The 18,211-nt window shown below is 60.3% G+C and carries 9 protein-coding genes and 1 pseudogene; 8 read left to right on the forward strand and 2 right to left on the reverse strand.

Features of this window, described 5'->3' with window-relative positions; genetic code table 11:
• Positions 1–47: 47 nt before the first annotated feature.
• The 7 genes and pseudogenes from rplA to ACILSI_RS07405 all read left to right on the forward strand — a co-directional run bounded on the left by rplA (position 48) and on the right by ACILSI_RS07405 (position 10,952).
• Positions 48–746, forward strand: a complete 699-nt coding sequence (gene rplA / locus ACILSI_RS07375) for a 50S ribosomal protein L1 (RefSeq protein WP_395721218.1) — start codon at positions 48–50, stop codon at positions 744–746.
• Between the two features lie 18 nt (positions 747–764).
• Positions 765–1,328: a 50S ribosomal protein L10 gene (rplJ, locus tag ACILSI_RS07380; protein ID WP_395721219.1), complete on the forward strand. Its 564-nt coding sequence runs from the start codon at positions 765–767 to the stop codon at positions 1,326–1,328.
• A 134-nt stretch (positions 1,329–1,462) separates the two neighbouring features.
• Positions 1,463–1,840: a 50S ribosomal protein L7/L12 gene (gene rplL / locus ACILSI_RS07385; protein WP_395721220.1), complete on the forward strand. Its 378-nt coding sequence runs from the start codon at positions 1,463–1,465 to the stop codon at positions 1,838–1,840.
• A gap of 386 nt (positions 1,841–2,226) precedes the next feature.
• The gene (rpoB, locus tag ACILSI_RS07390) at positions 2,227–6,087 is read left to right on the forward strand and encodes a DNA-directed RNA polymerase subunit beta (protein ID WP_395721221.1); all 3,861 of its coding nucleotides are present in this window, start codon (positions 2,227–2,229) and stop codon (positions 6,085–6,087) included.
• Between the two features lie 54 nt (positions 6,088–6,141).
• Complete coding sequence (gene rpoC / locus ACILSI_RS07395) at positions 6,142–10,281, forward strand: DNA-directed RNA polymerase subunit beta' (protein ID WP_395721222.1); 4,140 nt, start codon at positions 6,142–6,144, stop codon at positions 10,279–10,281.
• Between the two features lie 112 nt (positions 10,282–10,393).
• Positions 10,394–10,621: a DUF433 domain-containing protein gene (locus ACILSI_RS07400; protein ID WP_395721223.1), complete on the forward strand. Its 228-nt coding sequence runs from the start codon at positions 10,394–10,396 to the stop codon at positions 10,619–10,621.
• Positions 10,618–10,952 (forward strand): annotated as a pseudogene (locus tag ACILSI_RS07405) (DUF5615 family PIN-like protein). Before ACILSI_RS07400 ends, ACILSI_RS07405 begins: the two are co-directional and overlap by 4 nt.
• A gap of 6 nt (positions 10,953–10,958) precedes the next feature.
• Here the strand turns inward: ACILSI_RS07405 and ACILSI_RS07410 are convergent.
• The gene (locus tag ACILSI_RS07410) at positions 10,959–12,032 is read right to left on the reverse strand and encodes a M42 family metallopeptidase (protein ID WP_395721224.1); all 1,074 of its coding nucleotides are present in this window, start codon (positions 12,030–12,032) and stop codon (positions 10,959–10,961) included.
• Positions 12,033–12,356: 324 nt separating this feature from the next.
• On the opposite strand from ACILSI_RS07410, the gene ppk1 reads away from it, so the two are divergent.
• Complete coding sequence (gene ppk1, locus ACILSI_RS07415; RefSeq protein WP_395721225.1) at positions 12,357–14,504, forward strand: polyphosphate kinase 1; 2,148 nt, start codon at positions 12,357–12,359, stop codon at positions 14,502–14,504.
• 12 nt (positions 14,505–14,516) lie between these two features.
• On the opposite strand, the gene ACILSI_RS07420 is transcribed toward ppk1, so the two are convergent.
• A complete protein-coding gene (locus ACILSI_RS07420; RefSeq protein WP_395721226.1) occupies positions 14,517–18,110 on the reverse strand; it encodes an FAD-dependent oxidoreductase in 3,594 nt (1,197 codons plus the stop codon).
• Positions 18,111–18,211: the final 101 nt, after the last annotated feature.

An 18,211-nucleotide genomic window follows, 5' to 3' on the forward strand; every position in this document is an offset into this window, starting at 1 on the left:
AACCCCAGCAGGAGAACCCCGTCGTTCGTCACCACTGCACACCCACCATGCAAAAGAGAAGCAAACGTTACAAGAAAGCCGCCGAGATGGTTCCGGCAGGAAAAGTGTTCACGCTTGAAGAAGCCGCTGAGCTCCTGCGCAAACTCCCAGGCACCAAGTTCAACCAGACCGTCACCCTGTCGTTCCGCATGGGTGTCGATCCGAAGAAGAGCGACCAGATGGTTCGCGGCACCTGCCCGCTGCCTCATGGTTCTGGCAAGACCGTCCGTGTCGCCGTGTTCGCCCAAGGGGCCGCCGCTGACGCCGCCAAGGCCGCCGGAGCTGACATCGTCGGCAACGAAGACCTCATCGCCAAGGTGAAGGAAGGCTTCACGGATTTCGACGTCGCCATCGCCACTCCGGCCGCGATGAATGAAGTTCGCAAGCTCGGTAAACAGCTCGGCCCTCGTGGTTTGATGCCCAATCCGCGAACCGGCACCGTTACTGACGACACCGCCGCCGCCGTGAAGGCAGTCAAGGCTGGTCGCGCTGACTTCAAGCTCGATAAGAACGGCAACATCGCCTCCTCCGTCGGCAAAGCCTCTTTCGAAGTGGCCCAGCTCGCTGAAAACGCCACCTCGCTCATCGAAGCGGTGGTGCGAGCCAAGCCTGCCTCCGCCCGCGGTCGTTATGTCGAGACTATGACCCTCGCCGCCACCATGTCGCCTGCGCTTCGCATCGACGTGTCGAAATACATCAAACTTTAATCCTCGCAGCACTGACACATGAAAGCTGAAAAGACATTGCTCATTGATGACCTGCTGCGCCGGGTCAATGCCTCCCCCTTCCTTCTGGTGGTCGATTACACCGGCCTCAAAGTCGATAAGTTCGCCGAACTCCGCAAGCGCCTCACCGGCGTGGGCGCTGAGATCCACGTCTTCAAAAACAATCTGGTGAAGAAGGCCGCTGAAAAGGCCGGCTACCCAGGCGAACTGGGCGCCCATCTCACCGGCCAGAGCGCCTATGTGACGGGTGTGAAGGACATCTGCGCCACGGCGAAGATTCTGAAGAATTTCACCGCCGAGTTTGAAAAGCCGGTGATGAAAGTCGGCGTGCTTGAAGGTAGCCTGCTGGATGCCGCGACCATCAAGACGCTGGCCGACCTGCCTTCCCGCGAGGTGCTCCTCTCGCAGCTCCTCGGCGTGCTCCAGGCTCCGGCCTCGGCCCTCGCCCGCGTGCTCAAGGCCAAGGCTGATTTGGACGGCGCTCCGGCGGAAGCCGAAGCCCCGCCAGCCGCCGAAGTAGAAGCCGCACCCGCTGAAGCTGCGGCTGAACCCGCCGCTGCCTAATCCAACCCAAATTTGACCAGATGGCCCGTCAAACGGCCTGAATAGACAAACACCCAATGGTTCCTCGCCGGAGCGAAAGCTTTCGCTCTTAAACCCTCCGATGCTTCGGCAAGCGGCGACACCGACAAACTAATATGGCTGACCTGAATAAAATCGTTGAAGAACTGAGTGGCTTGACCGTGATGGAAGTCGCTGAACTCGTGAAATCCCTCGAAACCAAGTGGGGCGTGAGCGCCGCCGCTCCTGTGGCCGCCGCCGCCGCTGGCGGTGCCGCTGCTGCTGCTCCTGTGGAAGAGAAGACCGAGTTCGATGTCATCCTGACTGAGGCCGGTGCCAATAAGATTGGCGTCATCAAGGAAGTCCGCGGCGTGGTCCCCGGCCTTGGCCTTGCTGAAGCGAAGAAGCTCGTCGAGAGCGCTCCGCAGACCCTCAAGGAAGGCGTCAAGAAGGAAGAAGCGGAAGAAATCAAGAAGAAGATGGAAGCCGCCGGCGCCAAAGTCACGATCAAGTAATCTCTCCAGTTACTCCTGCTCTTTGCCGCGTGGCGGTTGCGTTTCAAAGCATCGCCACGCGGTCTGGAGTCCGCCAAAGCTAGTGTTTCACAATCCCCCGTCAGTTTCGATCCATCGCATGCCCGCATCCGTCCGTGAACCCCAGAACCTCCGTGGCAGTGGCCTCGGTTCCGGGTTTGCTCGCGGTGAGAGGTCTGCTTCAGACAGTTTTCATGGCCTGAGCCTGGGCGTTCGCCCGGTCTCTGGCTGCTTCGTTTTCGCGTTCAATGCGGCTGATGCACGGCTTTCCGCCGTATATCCGCCGCTTTGACCGCAAATGCGGAGTCCCCCCGGCTCCGCAGCTTGTGCCAACCGCCACCGCCCCCTAACCGCCTCCTCTCTGCCTTATGTCCCAGCGCACCAACTTTGGCAAAATCCACGAAGTCGCCGAGCCGCCAAATCTCATCGAGATCCAGCTCCGCTCCTACGAGGAATTTCTCCAGAAGAACATCCTGCCCTCGAAGCGCAAGGACCTCGGCCTGCAGGCCGTGTTTCGCGAAGTTTTCCCCATCACCAGCTATGATGAGAAGATGACGCTCGATTTCGTTATGTACGAAATTGGTGATCCCAAGCTCTCCTCCCTTGAGGCCATCCGCGAGGCTGAAACCTACAGCGCTCCGCTTTACGTCACCTATGAGCTAAAGGACGAGGCCGGAGCCAAGCAAGAGCGTGTATACATGGGCGAAATCCCGCTCATGACCGTGCGCGGCACTTTCGTCATCAATGGCGCTGAGCGTGTCGTCGTTTCCCAGCTTCATCGTTCCCCTGGTATCTGCTTTGAAACCACGCAGCATCTCAATGGACGCTGGCTGCACGGTTTCCGCATCATTCCTGACCGCGGTACCTGGCTGGAAGTGCAGTTCGACACGAACGATCTCCTTTACGTCTATCTCGACCGCCGCCGTCGTCGTCGCAAATTCCTCGCCACCACGCTCCTGCGCGTGATCGGCTATCCGAACGATGAAGACATCCTCAAGCTCTTCTACGAAATCCAGGACTTGAAGCTCAAGGAGGGCATCTCCGAGGAGGACCTTGCTACCAAGATCCTCTTCAAGGACATCCTTGATGGCGAACTGATCGTCGCGCGTGCTTATGAGCCGCTGACCCAGGGTGTCGTGCGCCAGCTCATCCAGCTCGGTCACAAGACCGCCAAAGTCGTCACCGCCTCCCCAGACGACCTGCTCATCACCTCCCTGCGCAAAGATACCGCGCGTGACGAGGACGAGGCTCTCAAGGAAATCTACCGCCGTCTGCGCCCTGGTGATCCTCCCACCACGCCAAACGCGCGTGCTCTCGTTAAGCGTCTGTTCTTCGATCCGAAGCGCTATGACCTCACCCGTGTCGGTCGCTATAAGATCAATCAGAAGCTTTCGCTGAAGATTGACACTGAAATGCGCATCCTCACCGCCGAGGACGTCGTTTCCGCGCTGCATTATCTCTTCCGCCTCCGCGGAGGTGAAGGCCTGCTCGATGATATTGATCATCTTGGCAGCCGCCGTGTGCGCGCCGTGGGCGAGCTTCTCGCCAACCAGTGCCGCGTGGGTCTTTCCCGCACGGAGCGTCTGGTCAAGGAGCGCATGACCCTGTTTGACGTGAACATGGACACCATGACTCCCGCCAAGCTTGTCAATCCGAAGGCGCTCTCCGCCGTCGTGCGTGACTTCTTCGGCCGCAGCCAGCTCAGCCAGTTCATGGACCAGATCAATCCTCTGGCCGAACTGACCCACAAGCGTCGTCTGTCCGCTCTCGGACCTGGCGGTCTGAATCGTGACCGTGCCGGCTTTGAAGTGCGTGACGTTCATCCGTCCCACTACGGCCGTATCTGCCCGATCGAGACTCCTGAAGGTCCGAACATCGGTCTGATTAACTCCCTCGGCTCCTACGCCCGCATCAACGAGTTCGGCTTCATCGAGACGCCGTATCGTCCGTGCAAGGACGCCCATGTGACGGAAAAGATCGAGTATCTCACCGCCGACCAGGAAGAGAACCACTACATCGCCCAGGCCAACAACCCGATCGATGAAAAAGGCCGCTTCAAGGGCGCCAAGATCACCGTGCGTTATCGCGGTGACTTCATGGAAGTCGAGCCGGCCAAGGCCACGCTCATGGACGTGTCGCCCAAGCAGCTCGTCTCCGTTGCCGCCGCGTTGATTCCGTTCCTAGAGCATGATGATGCCAACCGCGCCCTCATGGGTTCGAACATGCAGCGTCAGGGCGTGCCATTGCTCGAAGCTGAGTCGCCGCTCGTCGGCACCGGCATGGAAGGCAAGACGGCGCGTGATTCGCGCGCTGTGATCGTCTCGGACGGTCCTGGCACCGTCGCCGCCGCTACGGCGGACGTGATCATTGTCACCAAGGACGGTGATCTGCCCATCAAGGACGAAAAATTCCTCGAAAACCCGATCAAGTCGGTGGAGACCGACGAGGACAAGGGCATCTACGTCTATCCGTTGCGCAAGTTTGGCCGCAGCAATGCCGGCACCTGCATCAACCAGAAGCCGCTCGTGAAGCGCGGCCAGAAAATCAAGAAGGGTGATGTTATCGCCGACGGTCCTTGCACCGACCAGGGCGAGCTGGCCCTTGGCAAGAACATGCTCGTCGCGTTCATGCCATGGAACGGCTACAACTTCGAAGACGCCATCGTCATCAGTCGCCGCATCGTAAAGGAGGACATCTACACCTCCATCCACATCGAGGACTTTGAAGTCATCGCTCGTGACACGAAGCTCGGGCCTGAAGAAATCACGCGTGACATCCCGAACGTGGGTGATGAGGCGCTGAAGAACCTCGACGCCCAGGGTGTCGTGCGCATCGGCGCTGAAGTGAAGCCTGGCGACATCCTCGTCGGCAAGATCACGCCGAAGTCTGAGACGGAACTCGCTCCTGAAGAGCGCCTGCTCCGTGCCATCTTCGGTGAGAAAGCCGCTGACGTGAAGGACACCTCCCTGCGTGTGCCTTCTGGCTGCGCCGGCATCGTGATGGATGTGCGCGTCGCCCAGCGCGGCGCTGGAGCTGATTCCGACAAGGAAAAGCTCTCCCCGTCCGAGTACAAGCGTCAGATCAAGCAGATCGAAGAGGACTACCGCAAGAAGAAGGAAGACCTCACCGAGCAGCTCACCGAGCGCCTGTCCGACATCCTCCTCAACGAGAAAATCCCGCTCGACATCGTCAACGGCCAGACCGGCGAACCGCTCGTCGGCGCGAACAAGAAGATCACCAAAACGATGCTCCGTCATGTGGCTGAAAGCTACGACACCATCGAGATCGACCCGAGCCCCATCCGCAACAAGATCTTCGACATCATCCAGACCTTCGAGCAGAAGTTCAGTGATGCAGACATGGAGCGTGAGCGCAACCTCGACAAGATCGAGAGCAGCGAGGAAACCGCCGACACGGGCGTGGTGAAACAGGTCCGCGTGTTTGTCGCCTCCAAGCGCAAGCTCTCCGTCGGTGACAAGATGGCCGGTCGTCACGGCAACAAGGGCGTCGTCGCCACCATCGTTCCTGAAGAGGACATGCCCTTCCTTGAGAACGGCACACCGGTGGACATCTGCCTCAACCCCCTCGGCGTGCCTTCACGCATGAACGTGGGCCAGGTGCTTGAGACGCACCTTGGTATCGCTGCCAAGGCGCTCGGCCTGAAGATCGCCACCCCGGTCTTCGATGGTATCCATGAGTCCAAAATCATGGACTTCATCAAGGACGCCAAAAAGGTGCCAGGTTTCGAATGGATGGGCCTCAACGGCAAATCGAAGCTCTATGACGGTCGCACCGGCGACTCGTTCAATCTCGACGTCGTCGTCGGCTACATCTACATGCTGAAGCTGAACCACCTTGTCGCTGACAAGATTCACGCCCGTGCTGTCGGACCTTACTCGCTCGTCACACAGCAGCCGCTGGGTGGCAAGGCCCAGTATGGCGGCCAGCGCTTCGGCGAAATGGAAGTGTGGGCGCTCGAAGCCTATGGCGCGGCCTTCACGCTGCAGGAGCTTCTCACTGTCAAATCCGATGACGTGCAAGGACGCACGCGCATTTACGAGCAGATCGTCAAGGGTGACCACGCCCTTGAGGCCGGCACGCCGGAATCGTTCAACGTTCTCATCAAGGAAATGCAGTCCCTCGGTCTCGACGTCAAAGTTCACAAGCGTTCCAGCGCGAACGCTGATGCGGATGCCCTCGACAGCTTCACCACCGCAGCAGGTGCTTGATCAGTCCTCCCCAGCAACACAGAGCAACAACACACAACGCATCCTCCACACATTATGAATGCTGACGCGAGCTTGAAAGAAATCTTCGGGGAACAAAACCACGGCGAGGAGTTCGACTATGTGTCGATCTGCATCGCCTCGGCTGACCGGGTCCGTTCCTGGTCCTCCGGCGAGGTGAAAAATCCTGAAACCATCAACTACCGCACGTTCAAGCCTGAAAAAGGCGGCTTGTTCTGCGAGCGTATCTTCGGACCCACCCGTGACTGGGAGTGCGCCTGCGGCAAGTACAAGCGCATCAAGCACAAGGGCGTGGTCTGCGACCGCTGCGGCGTCGAGGTGACGCTCTCCCGCGTGCGCCGTGAGCGCATGGGCCACATCGAGCTCGCCGTGCCGGTGACGCACATATGGTTCTACAAATGCATGCCTTCGCGCATCGGCCTCATGCTCGACATGACCGCCCGTTCGTTGGAGCGCGTGATTTATTACGAAGACTACATGGTCGTCGATCCAGGCGGCACTCCGCTTCAGCGCGGCCAGCTTCTCACCGAAGTCGATCTGCGTGAGGCCGAGGAACAGTACGGTGCCGACGCCTTCAAGGTCGGCATGGGCGCCCAGGCCATCCGCGACATCTTCGCTCAGCTCAATCTGGCCGACGTGACCAAGGAACTCGAGGAGGCGATGACCAAGACGCGCTCCAAGCAGATCCGCAAAAAGCTCGCCAAGCGTCTCAAGCTCTGCGCAGGCTTTGCCGAGAGCCACAGCCGTCCTGAGTGGATGATTCTCGAAGTGCTGCCGGTCATCCCGCCGGATCTTCGCCCGCTCGTTCCTCTCGAAGGCGGCCGTTTCGCCACCTCCGACTTGAACGACCTCTATCGTCGCGTCATCAACCGCAACAACCGTCTCAAGAACCTCCTCCAGCTCCGCACGCCGGATGTCATCATCCGCAACGAAAAGCGCATGCTGCAGGAAGCCGTCGATGCGCTCTTCGACAACGGTCGTCATGGCCGCCCGGTCACCGGCGCGGGCAATCGTCCGCTCAAGTCCATGTCCGACATGCTCAAGGGCAAGTCTGGTCGCTTCCGTCAGAACCTGCTCGGCAAGCGCGTGGATTACTCCGGTCGTTCCGTCATCGTCATTGGCCCTGACCTTAATCTGAACCAGTGCGGTCTTCCCAAGAAGATGGCGCTCGTGCTTTTCGAGCCGTTCATCATTCGTCGCTTGAAGGAGATGGGCCTCGTCCATACCGTCCGTAGCGCCAAGAAGATGATCGAGCGTCGCACACCTGAAGTGTGGGACATTCTTGATGAAGTCACCAAGGGGCACCCAGTTCTCCTGAACCGCGCTCCGACGCTTCACCGCCTCTCCATTCAGGCATTCGAGCCTAAACTCATCGAAGGCGATGCCATCCGCGTGCATCCCCTCGTTTGTACGGCTTACAACGCCGACTTCGACGGTGACCAAATGGCCGTTCACGTTCCGCTGTCCATCGAGGCTCAAATGGAAGCTCGCCTGCTTATGCTTGCGCCGAACAACCTGTTCAGCCCTGCCAGCGGCAAACCCGTGATGAATCCTTCCCAGGATATTCCTCTCGGCTGCTACTTCCTCACCTACCTGCGTGAGTTCCCCAGCCATGATCCGAAGGCCAAGAAGAGCGACATTCCTGAGCGTCTGCCGATCTTCAGCGAAGCCTCCGAGGTCGAGTTCGCTATGGCCGAAGGCGGTCTGTCCGTGAATGACAAGATCCGCTTCCTCAATCCCGATTATGGTCTGCCTAAGCGCCCTTACGGCGATCCGACGAAGACCACCATCGAAACCACCGCCGGTCGTGTGTGCTTCAATGAAATCTGGCCTGAAGGCCTGGGTTTCATCAACACCACCATCGGCAAGAAGCAGATTTCCGACATCATCTGGCGCTGCTTCCAGACCGTGGGCCAGAAAGAAACGGTCAATGCCCTCGACCGCCTCAAGCAACTCGGCTTCCGTGAAGCCACTCGCTCTGGTTGTTCCATCGGTATCACCGACATGGTCATTCCAACGGCCAAGGCCGCTGGTCTTGAAAATGCTTACAAGCAGATCGAGGAAATCGAGAAGCAGTATCGTCGTGGTATCATCACGCACGGTGAGCGCTATCAGAAGATCATCGACATCTGGACCCAGGTCGGTGAAATCGTCGCCGACGAGCTTTTCCGCACCCTGGAATACAACGAGGGCAAGAAGCATCACAACCCGCTCTACGTCATGGTGAACTCGGGTGCCCGAGGCAATCGTACGCAGATCAAGCAGCTCGCCGGCATGCGCGGCCTCATGGCCAAGCCCTCCGGTGAGATCATCGAGCTTCCGATCACCTCAAACTTCCGTGAAGGTCTGAGCGTGTCCGAGTACTTCATTTCCACCCACGGTGCTCGCAAAGGCTTGGCTGACACCGCCCTCAAGACCGCTGACTCCGGCTACATGACCCGCAAGCTGGTCGATGTGTCCCAGGACGTCATCGTCACCGAGGAAGACTGCGGCACCGTCAACGGCATCACCCTCGCCTCCATCTACCAGGGTGATGAGGAGATCGTCGATCTCAAGACCCGCATCTACGGCCGCACGAGCTGCGAGACCATCCACGACCCCGTGGACAAGAGCGTCATCATCAAGGCTGGCCAGCTCGCCACCGAGAAGGAGGCCGCCCACCTTGCGAAGATCGGCGTCGAGAAGCTCAAGATCCGCTCCGTCCTCACCTGCGAAAGCAAGCGTGGCTGCTGCGCGAAGTGCTACGGCCTCCACCTCGCCACGCATCGCATGGCGAAGATCGGCGAGGCGGTCGGCATCGTCGCCGCCCAGTCCATCGGCGAGCCCGGAACGCAGCTCACCATGCGTACGTTCCACGTCGGTGGCGCGGCCATGAGCAGCTTCAAGCAGCCCTTCATCAACACCAAGCACGCCGGTACCATCAAGTACACCGACATGCGCGCGGTGACCACCATCGAAGGCACCTGGATCGCCCTCACCAAGAACGGCGTCCTCACCATCCATGACGACGACGGTCGTGAGCTCGAGAGCCACAAGCTCGTCGTCGGCTCCGTCATTTCCGTCGAGGACGGTGGCAAGGTCAAGAAAGGCCAGCAGATCGTCACCTGGGATCCCTACAACGTGCCGATCATCACCGAGAAGGCCGGTAAGCTGGAGTTCCGCGACATGATCTCCGGCATCACCATCACCAAGGAGAAAAACGAGTCCACCGGCAACGAGGAAACCGTCGTCATCGAGCACAAGGAAGACCTTCATCCCCAGGTCGTCGTCGTGAATCCGAAGACGCACGAGGTGCTGGCCAGCTACACCATTCCCGCCGGCGCTCACTTGAGCGTGAAGAACAACGAGAAGGTCGAGGCCGGTACCACCATCGCCAAGACACCGCGTAAGGCCTCCAAGACCAAGGACATCACCGGCGGTCTGCCTCGTGTGGCTGAACTCTTCGAAGCCCGCAAGCCGAAAGACGCCTGCGAAATCGCCCGCATCGACGGCACCGTCGAAATCGGCGGCCTGGTCCGTGGCAAGCGCAAGGTCATCGTCACCGATCAGAAGACCGGCCAGCAGGAAGAGCATCTCATCCCCCGCAGCAAGCACATCTTGCTGTTCAACGGCGACCACGTCGGCAAGGGCGACCAGATCACCGACGGCCCGGTCGTTCCGCACGATCTCCTCGAAATTCTCGGCCCGCAGGCCCTTCGCGAGCATCTCGTCAACGAAGTGCAGGAAGTGTACCGTGCCCAGGGCGTGGAAATCAACGACAAGCACGTTGAGATCATCATCCGCCAGATGCTCCGCAAGGTGAAGATCACCGATCCGGGCGACACCGAGTTCCTCTGGGGCGACCAGATCGACCGCGGCGAGTTCGAGAAGGAAAACAACCGTGTCAGCGAAGAAGGCGGCAAGCCTGCGGAAGCTGAACCAGTCCTCCTCGGCATCACCAAGGCCTCCATCGAGACCGAGTCCTTCATCTCTGCCGCCTCCTTCCAGGACACCACCCGTGTGCTCACCGAGGCCGCCACCCTCGCCAAGTCTGACTTGCTGCGCGGCTTCAAGGAAAACGTCATCATGGGCCACCTCATCCCGGCCGGCACCGGCTTCATCAGCAACCGCAACTTCGACCTCCACGAGACCGAGCGCCCGCAGCTCCCTGCCGCCGTGGAAGAAGACGCCGCGTAAGCTGCCTTCAGCCTCAAATCACACCGCCTCCCTCGGCTCACGCCGTCGGAGGCGGTTTTTTGTGAATGAATCGGGGCTATGCCGTTCTAGATCGGTGTGTTATTTTATAAGCATGAATTACAGCCAGATCATCACTATGGAACCGGGCAAGCGTGGCGGCCGACCCTGTGTGCGTGGCATGCGGATCTCTGTTGGAGATGTTCTAGGCTGGTTGGCGGCCGGGATGAGCGTGGATGACATCAAAGATGATTATCCTGAGATCACCGAGGAGGACATTCGCGCCTGCCTGGCCTTTGCGGCGGACAAGGAAAGCGGCTCTCTCTCGATGCTGGCAGCATGAAACTTCTGCTGGATCAGAATCTGAGCCATAAGCTGTGCGGTTGTCTGTCGGATGTGTTTCCAGATTCAGAACAGGCGCGCTTGATCGGCCTGGACCGCGCCGAGGATTCGGTGTTGTGGCAGCACGCGATTCGTAACAACTTAATTTGGTCACGCAGGACGTGGATTTTGTGAATCTCAGTCTTCTGCGGTGTCATCCGCCCAAGGTGATATGGCTACCTTGTGGCAATCAGCCGACTCGTGTCATTGAAGGAATTCTTCGTTCTCATGCGGCTGACATCCAGGCTTTTGCCGCTGATCCGAAGACCGGATTCATGGAGCTGTTTCGTTGACCCGTTTCACACCTTTACCCGGAACTCATCCTTGGCCTTCACGCTTTCGGCAAAGGCGGTGAGGAGCTGGATGGTGTGCTCGACATCTTCGAGGTGGGCCATTTCGACGACGCTGTGCATGTAGCGCAAGGGCAGGGAGACGAGGGCGCTGGAGATGCCGCTTTGCTGGGTGAAGATGACGTTGGTGTCCGTGCCGGTGGTGCGGGAGGTGGCTTCGTGCTGCACGGGGATCCCGGCTTTGTCGGCGACTTCGATGAGGCGTTGGACGACCTCGACGTGGTTGGCGGCACCGTGGGTGAGCGTAGGACCGCCGCCGAGGAGCACGGTGCCGTGCAGTTTTTGATCGACCTGCGGCGTGTCGGTGGCGTGCGTGACATCGAGCACGATGGCGACATCCGGCATGAGGCGGTGGGCGATCATGCGCGCGCCGTTGCCGCCGATCTCCTCCTGCACCGCGTTCACGGCGTAAACCGTCGATGGCAGGCGTGTTTTGCGCTTGCTGAGCCGTGCCATGACCTCGGCGATGATGAAGCCGCCGATGCGGTTGTCCAAGGCGCGGCCGCAGAGCTTGTCCGTGCCGAGTTCCTCGACGCCGTCGGCATAAACAGCAGGATGCCCGACACGGATGCCAGCCTTGGCAACTTCCTTGTCGCTCGAAGCGCCGATGTCGATGACGAGTTCATGCGCTTTTGGTACTTTCTCATCCTCACGGTCGCGGATGTGCATGGCGATGTTGCCGATGACACCGCGCACGGTGCCCTTGTCGCCAAAGATGTCCACGCGGCGTCCGCGCGCGGTGGCGACATCGCTGCCGCCGATGCGATCAACGTAAATGAAGCCGCTCGGCGAGATGTGCCGGATCATGTAGCCGATTTCGTCGGCATGGGCCTCGAACATGATTCGCCGTCCATGCGTGCCACCATCCAGCGTGGCCCAGGCGTTGCCATAGGCATCGCTTTCCACCCGGTCGGCGAACTTGCGCGTGCAAGCCGCCCACTTGCGCTGGCCGCGTGCTTCAAAGCCGGTGGGGCTCGGCGTGGAGAGCAGGTCGAGGAGGAAGGATTTGGAAGCAGGGGACATGGTGGGAATGACGAAACGGCGGGTTTGGAAGCGGGATTGGAACAACTATCGTCAACCACAGCCAACAACCGTCAACCAACGCAAACGTTCTGTTATAGCGAATAGCAGAACTCATCAATGGGATTGAAGTCCGGGCTGAAGGCGGTCGGAACAACGGCCCCAAGGGATGTCAGCACAGTGTTTTGTCTTTGTGCCAGGAGGCATTGTCGAGCACCAGCACGTGGTCCAGCCCCTGGGCTGGGCCAGTTCGTAACACCATGCCATAGGGCGAACGTCACTTGCGGCCTGCGCTGGCCCTCGCATCATGCGCCAATGTCTTTGAAAGTGAAAATACCCCATTCTGAAGCCCTTCCCACGCCGCCGAAGCTGCGCCTGACCGAGGAGCATTTCATCAACCGCGAGCTGAGCTGGCTGGCCTTCAACTCCCGCGTGCTCGACGAGGCCGCGCGTGCCGATCTGCCCGTGCTGGAGCGTGTGAAGTTCCTGGCCATCACCGCCTCGAATCTTGATGAGTTTTTCATGGTGCGTGTCGGCGGCCTCCAGCTTTTGCGCGAGCAGGGCCTGCGCGCGCGCGACAGCGCCGGACTCACGCCCACGCAGCAGTGGGAGCAGATTCACCAGCACGCTGCCGCCTTCGTGGCGCGGCAGTACGACATCCTCAACCAGCATCTCATGCCGCTGCTGCATGAAAAGGGCATCCGCCGCCTCGTTATCGCCGATCTCACGCCAGCGCAGCGCACGCATCTGCGCGAATACTTTGCTGAGCACATCTTCCCGGTGCTCTCACCCGTCGTTGTCGATGACGCGGGCGCACGCGCGGCCATTCCGGCGCTGAACATCATCCTGCTCTGCACCGTGATCAGCGGGGACAACGGCAGCGCTGAAAAGCGCCACGTCCTGCTGCCGCTGCCGGCCAATCTTCCGCGCCATGTCGTCGTTCCTGATCCAGATAGCGGCCAGCACCTCTATGTGAACCTCGAGGACGTCGTCACCCTCTTCATCAGCGAGTTCTTCCCTTCAGAAAAAGTCTCCGCACCCGCCCGCTTCCGTGTCAGCCGCAACACGGACATCACCGTCGATGACGAAAGCGCCTTCGATCTCGCCAGCGAGATGGAAGAAGTGCTGGAGGCGCGCCTGAAAAGCCCCGCCATTCGCATCGAGATCGAATCCGGTGCCTCGCGCGATCACACGCGCATCATCCGCGATCTCTGCGGCGCTAAAACCGCGCAGGTCTATGACATCCCTGGCGAGCTCGACCTCCGCGCCTGCTTCCAGATCGCCAGCATCTCCGGCTTCGACGAATTGAAGGTTGATGCGTGGGAAAGTCACGCCAGCACTGCCATCACGCCTGGCGAGAGCATTTTCGACGCGATCAAACGCGGCGACATCCTGCTGCATCATCCGTATGAGAGCTTCGATCCCATTCTCGCGCTGGTGGAAGAAGCGGCCGCCGATCCGAACGTCATCGCGATCAAGCAGATCCTCTACCGCACCGCGAAGAACAGTCGCATCATCTCAGCCCTGATCCGTGCCGCGCAGGCTGGCAAGCACGTCACCGTGCTCGTCGAGTTGAAAGCCCGATTCGACGAGGCCCGCAATCTCGAACGTGCCGCTGATCTCATCAACGCGGGTGCCCAAATCATCTACGGCGTCGCCGGTTTGAAGACCCACGCGAAGGTCTGCCTCGTCATGCGCCGTGAATCCGGCCACATGACACGCTACATGCACTTCGGCACCGGTAACTACAACGAGGCCACCTCGAAGCTCTACACCGACATCAGCCTGCTCACCTGCCGCGCGGAGTTCGGCGCGGATGCCTCCGCCTTCTTCAACACCGTCACCGGTCGCTCACGCTTCGTACATTTCAACAAGCTCAGCATGGCTCCCTACGGCCTGCGCGAGCGCCTCGTCTCCATGATCCGCAGCGAGACCGAACGCGCCCGTCAGGGCGAGTCCGCCGAGATCATGCTCAAGATGAACGCGCTCGAGGACCGCCAGATGATCGAGGCGCTCTACGAGGCCTCCCAGGCCGGCGTGAAGATCCGCCTCAACGTGCGCGGCATCTGCTGCCTGCGTCCCGGCATCAAGGGCATTAGCGAAAACATCAGCGTCGTCAGCATCATCGACCGCTACCTGGAGCACGCCCGCATCTTCTGGTTCCGCCAGGGCGGCAAACCGGTCGTCTTCATTGCCAGCGCCGACTTCATGAACCGTAATCTCTCGAAGCGCGTGGAACTGCTGACACCCGTCGAGGACAAAGAGGCCCGCAAACGTCTCCATCACATCCTGGAGACCCACTTCGCCGACACCGCTCGCGGCCGCACCCTCAAAGCCGATGGCACCTGGCACCTCCCCCACGTCACCGCCGCGAAGTCCCGCCGCTCCCAGGAGCAGTTTGCCAAAGAAATGATCAAACGCGCGCGCCAAGCTAATGAGTCACCGGATGTGCTTGTGCCGCACACACCGAAGTGAGCCGCGTCTTTTCTAACGACCGGCCTCAAACTGCTGCTGCAAGCCTTTGCCACGCTCCTCTAGTTTTGCGTCGTAGCCAGGGAAGCTGCCTTTTGTACCAAAATACTGCGCCGCAGGCATCGCGGGATGATCGGCGTGTTTTTGAAGTTCGTTGAAGAAGGTCACGAAGTGCTTGTTCGTCACCAGCGTGCGCACCAGCAGATCAGGATCGAGCTTCCCCGGCGTGGTTTGGTGCTTCTTTGACAGCGCAGCGGCAAAACCAGCGGCTTCGCCGATCTGCATCCAGACGGGTTCGAGACGCACCGAACCCCACGCGACGTGCGTGGCGCTGAGGCAGACGGGGACGAGGAGGTTGTCGATGTCTTTGGGCAGCAGGCAGCGATACGGCACCTGCGCGGGGCGCGATTCCTCGGAGAGGATGAGTTTGCCGTCGTAGTCGTATCCGGGGCGGCGGTCGGTGGTGCAATCGTGCGAGTCCATCGACCAATCGGTGAAGGCGATGCTGTCGGCGTGCACGGGCGGCCGTGTCTGGCCGAGCGCGGGCCTGTTGTCGTGTTCGGTGAAGACGTAGCGGCCCACGATGCGTCGCGCCTCGCGGACGTACATCTCGTAGGGCAGGTTGTGGTTGTCGGAGAACTCGTCGAGCGGCAGGCCGATGCGGCGGAAGCTCTCGCGCTTCGCAGGCGGCACGGATTCGTCGTTCTGCAGGAAATACATCAGGCCGAGTGCGAAGTTCGTGTGCCGCGCGATGATCTGCTCGCGCTCCGGCCACGTCGCCTCGGGATAGGCGTGGTTCTCACCGGGCAGGATGGCGCTGTTGAAGCTGCTCTTGCCGTTCATCGAGCCCGCGCCCATGCCCTTGCGATTGTAGTTCACATACTCGTCGCGATTGTAGCCGGGCGGCTTCTCGGGCAGGCGAAAGTTGCCCGGCTCGTTGGTCAGGCAGAAGCGATGGTTGTAGGCCTGGATCGCCCCATCCGCGCTGTGCGGACTCGTCGGATCGATGCTGTCCTGGACGTGAGCGTAGGTGTGAAGATTCAGCCAGCCTTCCAGCACGTCTTTCGGCCCCTTCTTCGACTCGATGTTGGTGAAAACCTTGCCCGCATGAGGTTCGCCGAACTCCTCGCGGCTCTCACGCCCCACACGAAATGGCACCTTCGCCACCGCGGCGAGATCGCCTTCATAAGTGGCATCGACAAAGGTGCGCCCACTCACGCGGATGTCCTTCGTGTTGCCGTATTCGCGCAAGGTGAGCGTTTTCAGCAACGCACCTTCCCGCGTGACATCCGACGGATAGTGCGAAAGCAGCGTCGTGATGTTCTTCTCCGCCGAAACGAGCTGGTTGAACAAATGCTCGGCCACCGAAGGCTCGAATCGGCTCATTGGGTAATGCGACTGCGTGTAGCGCGCGGCGGCGAACTGCGGCGACTTCTCGCCATAGGTCTCGCGGTAGTAGTCCTCGATCATCTTCGCGTATTCGTTGAACACCGGCGACCTCGGTCCGCCATACAACGCATCCCATTGCATCAGCCCGTTCGTCAACATGCCACCGATGTGCCGGTTGTGCTGCACGAGCAGCACGCTCAGCCCTTCCCGCGCCGCACGCATAGCGCACGCGATGCCTCCCGGCGTGCCACCGACCACCACCACGTCGAACGCCCTGCCATCCACCTCTGCCGCCGTGCTGGAACGCACCGGGACGACCTTGAGCGGCACACGCGCTGCTGATTTGGCCTTTTTCTCTGGCGAGGCCTTCCACATGCTCAGCAGCGCCTCGCCACGCGTGCGCTCGAGTTTCTTCGACTGAGCCGTTTCGGCCTCACGCACGGCTTTGACGAGCTCCATCGGTTTCAGCGTGCCTTCACGCATCGCGGTGAGCCCTTTGCCCCACGCATTGCGGACGTTTTCCGTCAGCGGCTCATCGAGACGGGCGTTGTAGTCGGCAAAGAAGCCCTTCGTGGCAAAATACTGCGCTGCGGCCACTCGCGGATCATCAGACGCCACGTCCACGTCATTGAAGAAACTCAGCATCACATGATTCGCGGCAATTTTGCGCAGCAGCACGTCGGGATCGAGTGCCGCTGGCGTGACGTTGTTTTGAATCGCGAGCGCGGCGGCATGTCCGGCGGATTCGCAGAGGTTCATCCATGTCGGCTCCAGTCGGATCGTGCCCCAGGCGACGTGCGTGCTGCTCAGGCACACGGGCACGAGCAGATTGTCCACTCCCTGCGGCAGAATCGCCCGATACGGCACCTGTCCGGGGAAGGTCTCCACATCGAGCATCATTTTGCCTTCCTCCAGCGCGCCCGGGATGTGGCGCGGTGTGCAGGCGTGCGTGTCGAGATACCATTCCGTCACGCCGATGCTGTCCTCGTGCACCGGCGCGCGCTCCAGACCCTCCGCGAGCATCGCGTCGTGCTGCGTGAAGATGTAGCGGCCTGTGATGCGCCTCGCCTCGCGCACATAAAACTCATGCGGGCGATGGCCGTTGTCGGTAAACTCGTCCTTAGCCAGCCCAAACTCACGCCATGACTTCTGCCGCTCCGGCTCCACCGACGGATCGTTCTGCAAAAAGTAGAGCAGTGCCATCGTCGCGTCCCAAAACTGGTTCATGATCTTCTGTCGCCCCGTCCAATCGGCCTCCACATACTCCGTCTGCATGCCGACGAGCTGCGGACGATTCCAGCCGCGCTTTGAGTTCGGGATCGGCGACACGATGGAGCCGTGTTCGAGAAGCTTGAGTTTCTCAGGATCGTAGTTGGCCGGTTTCTCGATCGGCAGCCGGTTCGCCTGATCGGAGCTGAGGATCGTGCGGTAATTGAATGCCTGCACAAAGCCATCCGCCTCGCCCGTGCTCTCCGGCTGCTGGATGCGCTGAAAACCGCTGAACTTCCGCAACTTGAGCTGGTGATGCAGTTCCGCCGCCCGCGCCATTTCCGGCATCTGCGCCGCCTTCACCGGCGACATGAAGATCACGCCCGCATGAGGCTCGTTGAACTCACTCCGCGCCTCGCGTCCGATACGATACGACACATTCGCCATCGCCGCGAGATCGCCTTCGTAGCTGCAATCCGCGAAGACCTTCGCCCGGACCTCAATGGCTTCCACATTGGCCCACAGACTCATGAAGCTCGCCGATTGAATCAATGCCCCCTCACGCTTCACCGCTCCGAGCACGCGATGCGTGATCACGTGGATGCGTTTCTCCTTCGCGACCAACTCGGTGAGAATCTTCTCCGCCACCTTTGGCTCAAACTTCCCGTTCGTGTGACCACTCTTGCCCGGCAGCGCATCGCGATACTGCTTCGAGTCCTCGCCATAGGTCTTGCGGTAGTGATCAAAGATCGCCTGACGCGCCTCGTCATAAATGGGCGAGCGTTTCCCCTCCCACAGTGTGTCCCACACGCCGAGTCCGTTGGAGAGAATGCCGCCGAGATGATCATTGTGATTCACCAGCACCACCGAGAGTCCTTCCCTCGCTGCCCGCACCGCCATCGCGATGCCGCCGGGCGTGGCTTCATAGACGCAGAGGTCGGCTTGAATCGTTTCCGCACGCAGCCCGAGTCCGGCGAAGAGACTGAGCAGCGCGAAAAGCAGACGTTTCATGGCAAAACTGGGCATGCCCTATCAACGCCTCCCACCTGCTTTGTCTGCTTGATTTATTCGCCTGAGCCTAGGTCTTGATCAGACAGGTTCAGTGAATAGCG

This window comes from Prosthecobacter sp., from assembly GCF_044232965.1.
In the GTDB taxonomy this organism is placed as follows: Bacteria; Verrucomicrobiota; Verrucomicrobiia; order Verrucomicrobiales; family Verrucomicrobiaceae; genus Prosthecobacter.

Coding starts and splice junctions, on each gene's coding strand:
- ACILSI_RS07410 (WP_395721224.1), bottom strand. CDS start 12,032: ATGTCCCCTGCTTCCAAATCCTTCCTCCTCGACCTGCTCTCCACGCCG.
- ACILSI_RS07400 (WP_395721223.1), top strand. CDS start 10,394: ATGAATTACAGCCAGATCATCACTATGGAACCGGGCAAGCGTGGCGGC.
- rplL (WP_395721220.1), top strand. CDS start 1,463: ATGGCTGACCTGAATAAAATCGTTGAAGAACTGAGTGGCTTGACCGTG.
- ACILSI_RS07420 (WP_395721226.1), bottom strand. CDS start 18,110: ATGAAACGTCTGCTTTTCGCGCTGCTCAGTCTCTTCGCCGGACTCGGG.
- rplJ (WP_395721219.1), top strand. CDS start 765: ATGAAAGCTGAAAAGACATTGCTCATTGATGACCTGCTGCGCCGGGTC.
- rpoC (WP_395721222.1), top strand. CDS start 6,142: ATGAATGCTGACGCGAGCTTGAAAGAAATCTTCGGGGAACAAAACCAC.
- rpoB (WP_395721221.1), top strand. CDS start 2,227: ATGTCCCAGCGCACCAACTTTGGCAAAATCCACGAAGTCGCCGAGCCG.
- rplA (WP_395721218.1), top strand. CDS start 48: ATGCAAAAGAGAAGCAAACGTTACAAGAAAGCCGCCGAGATGGTTCCG.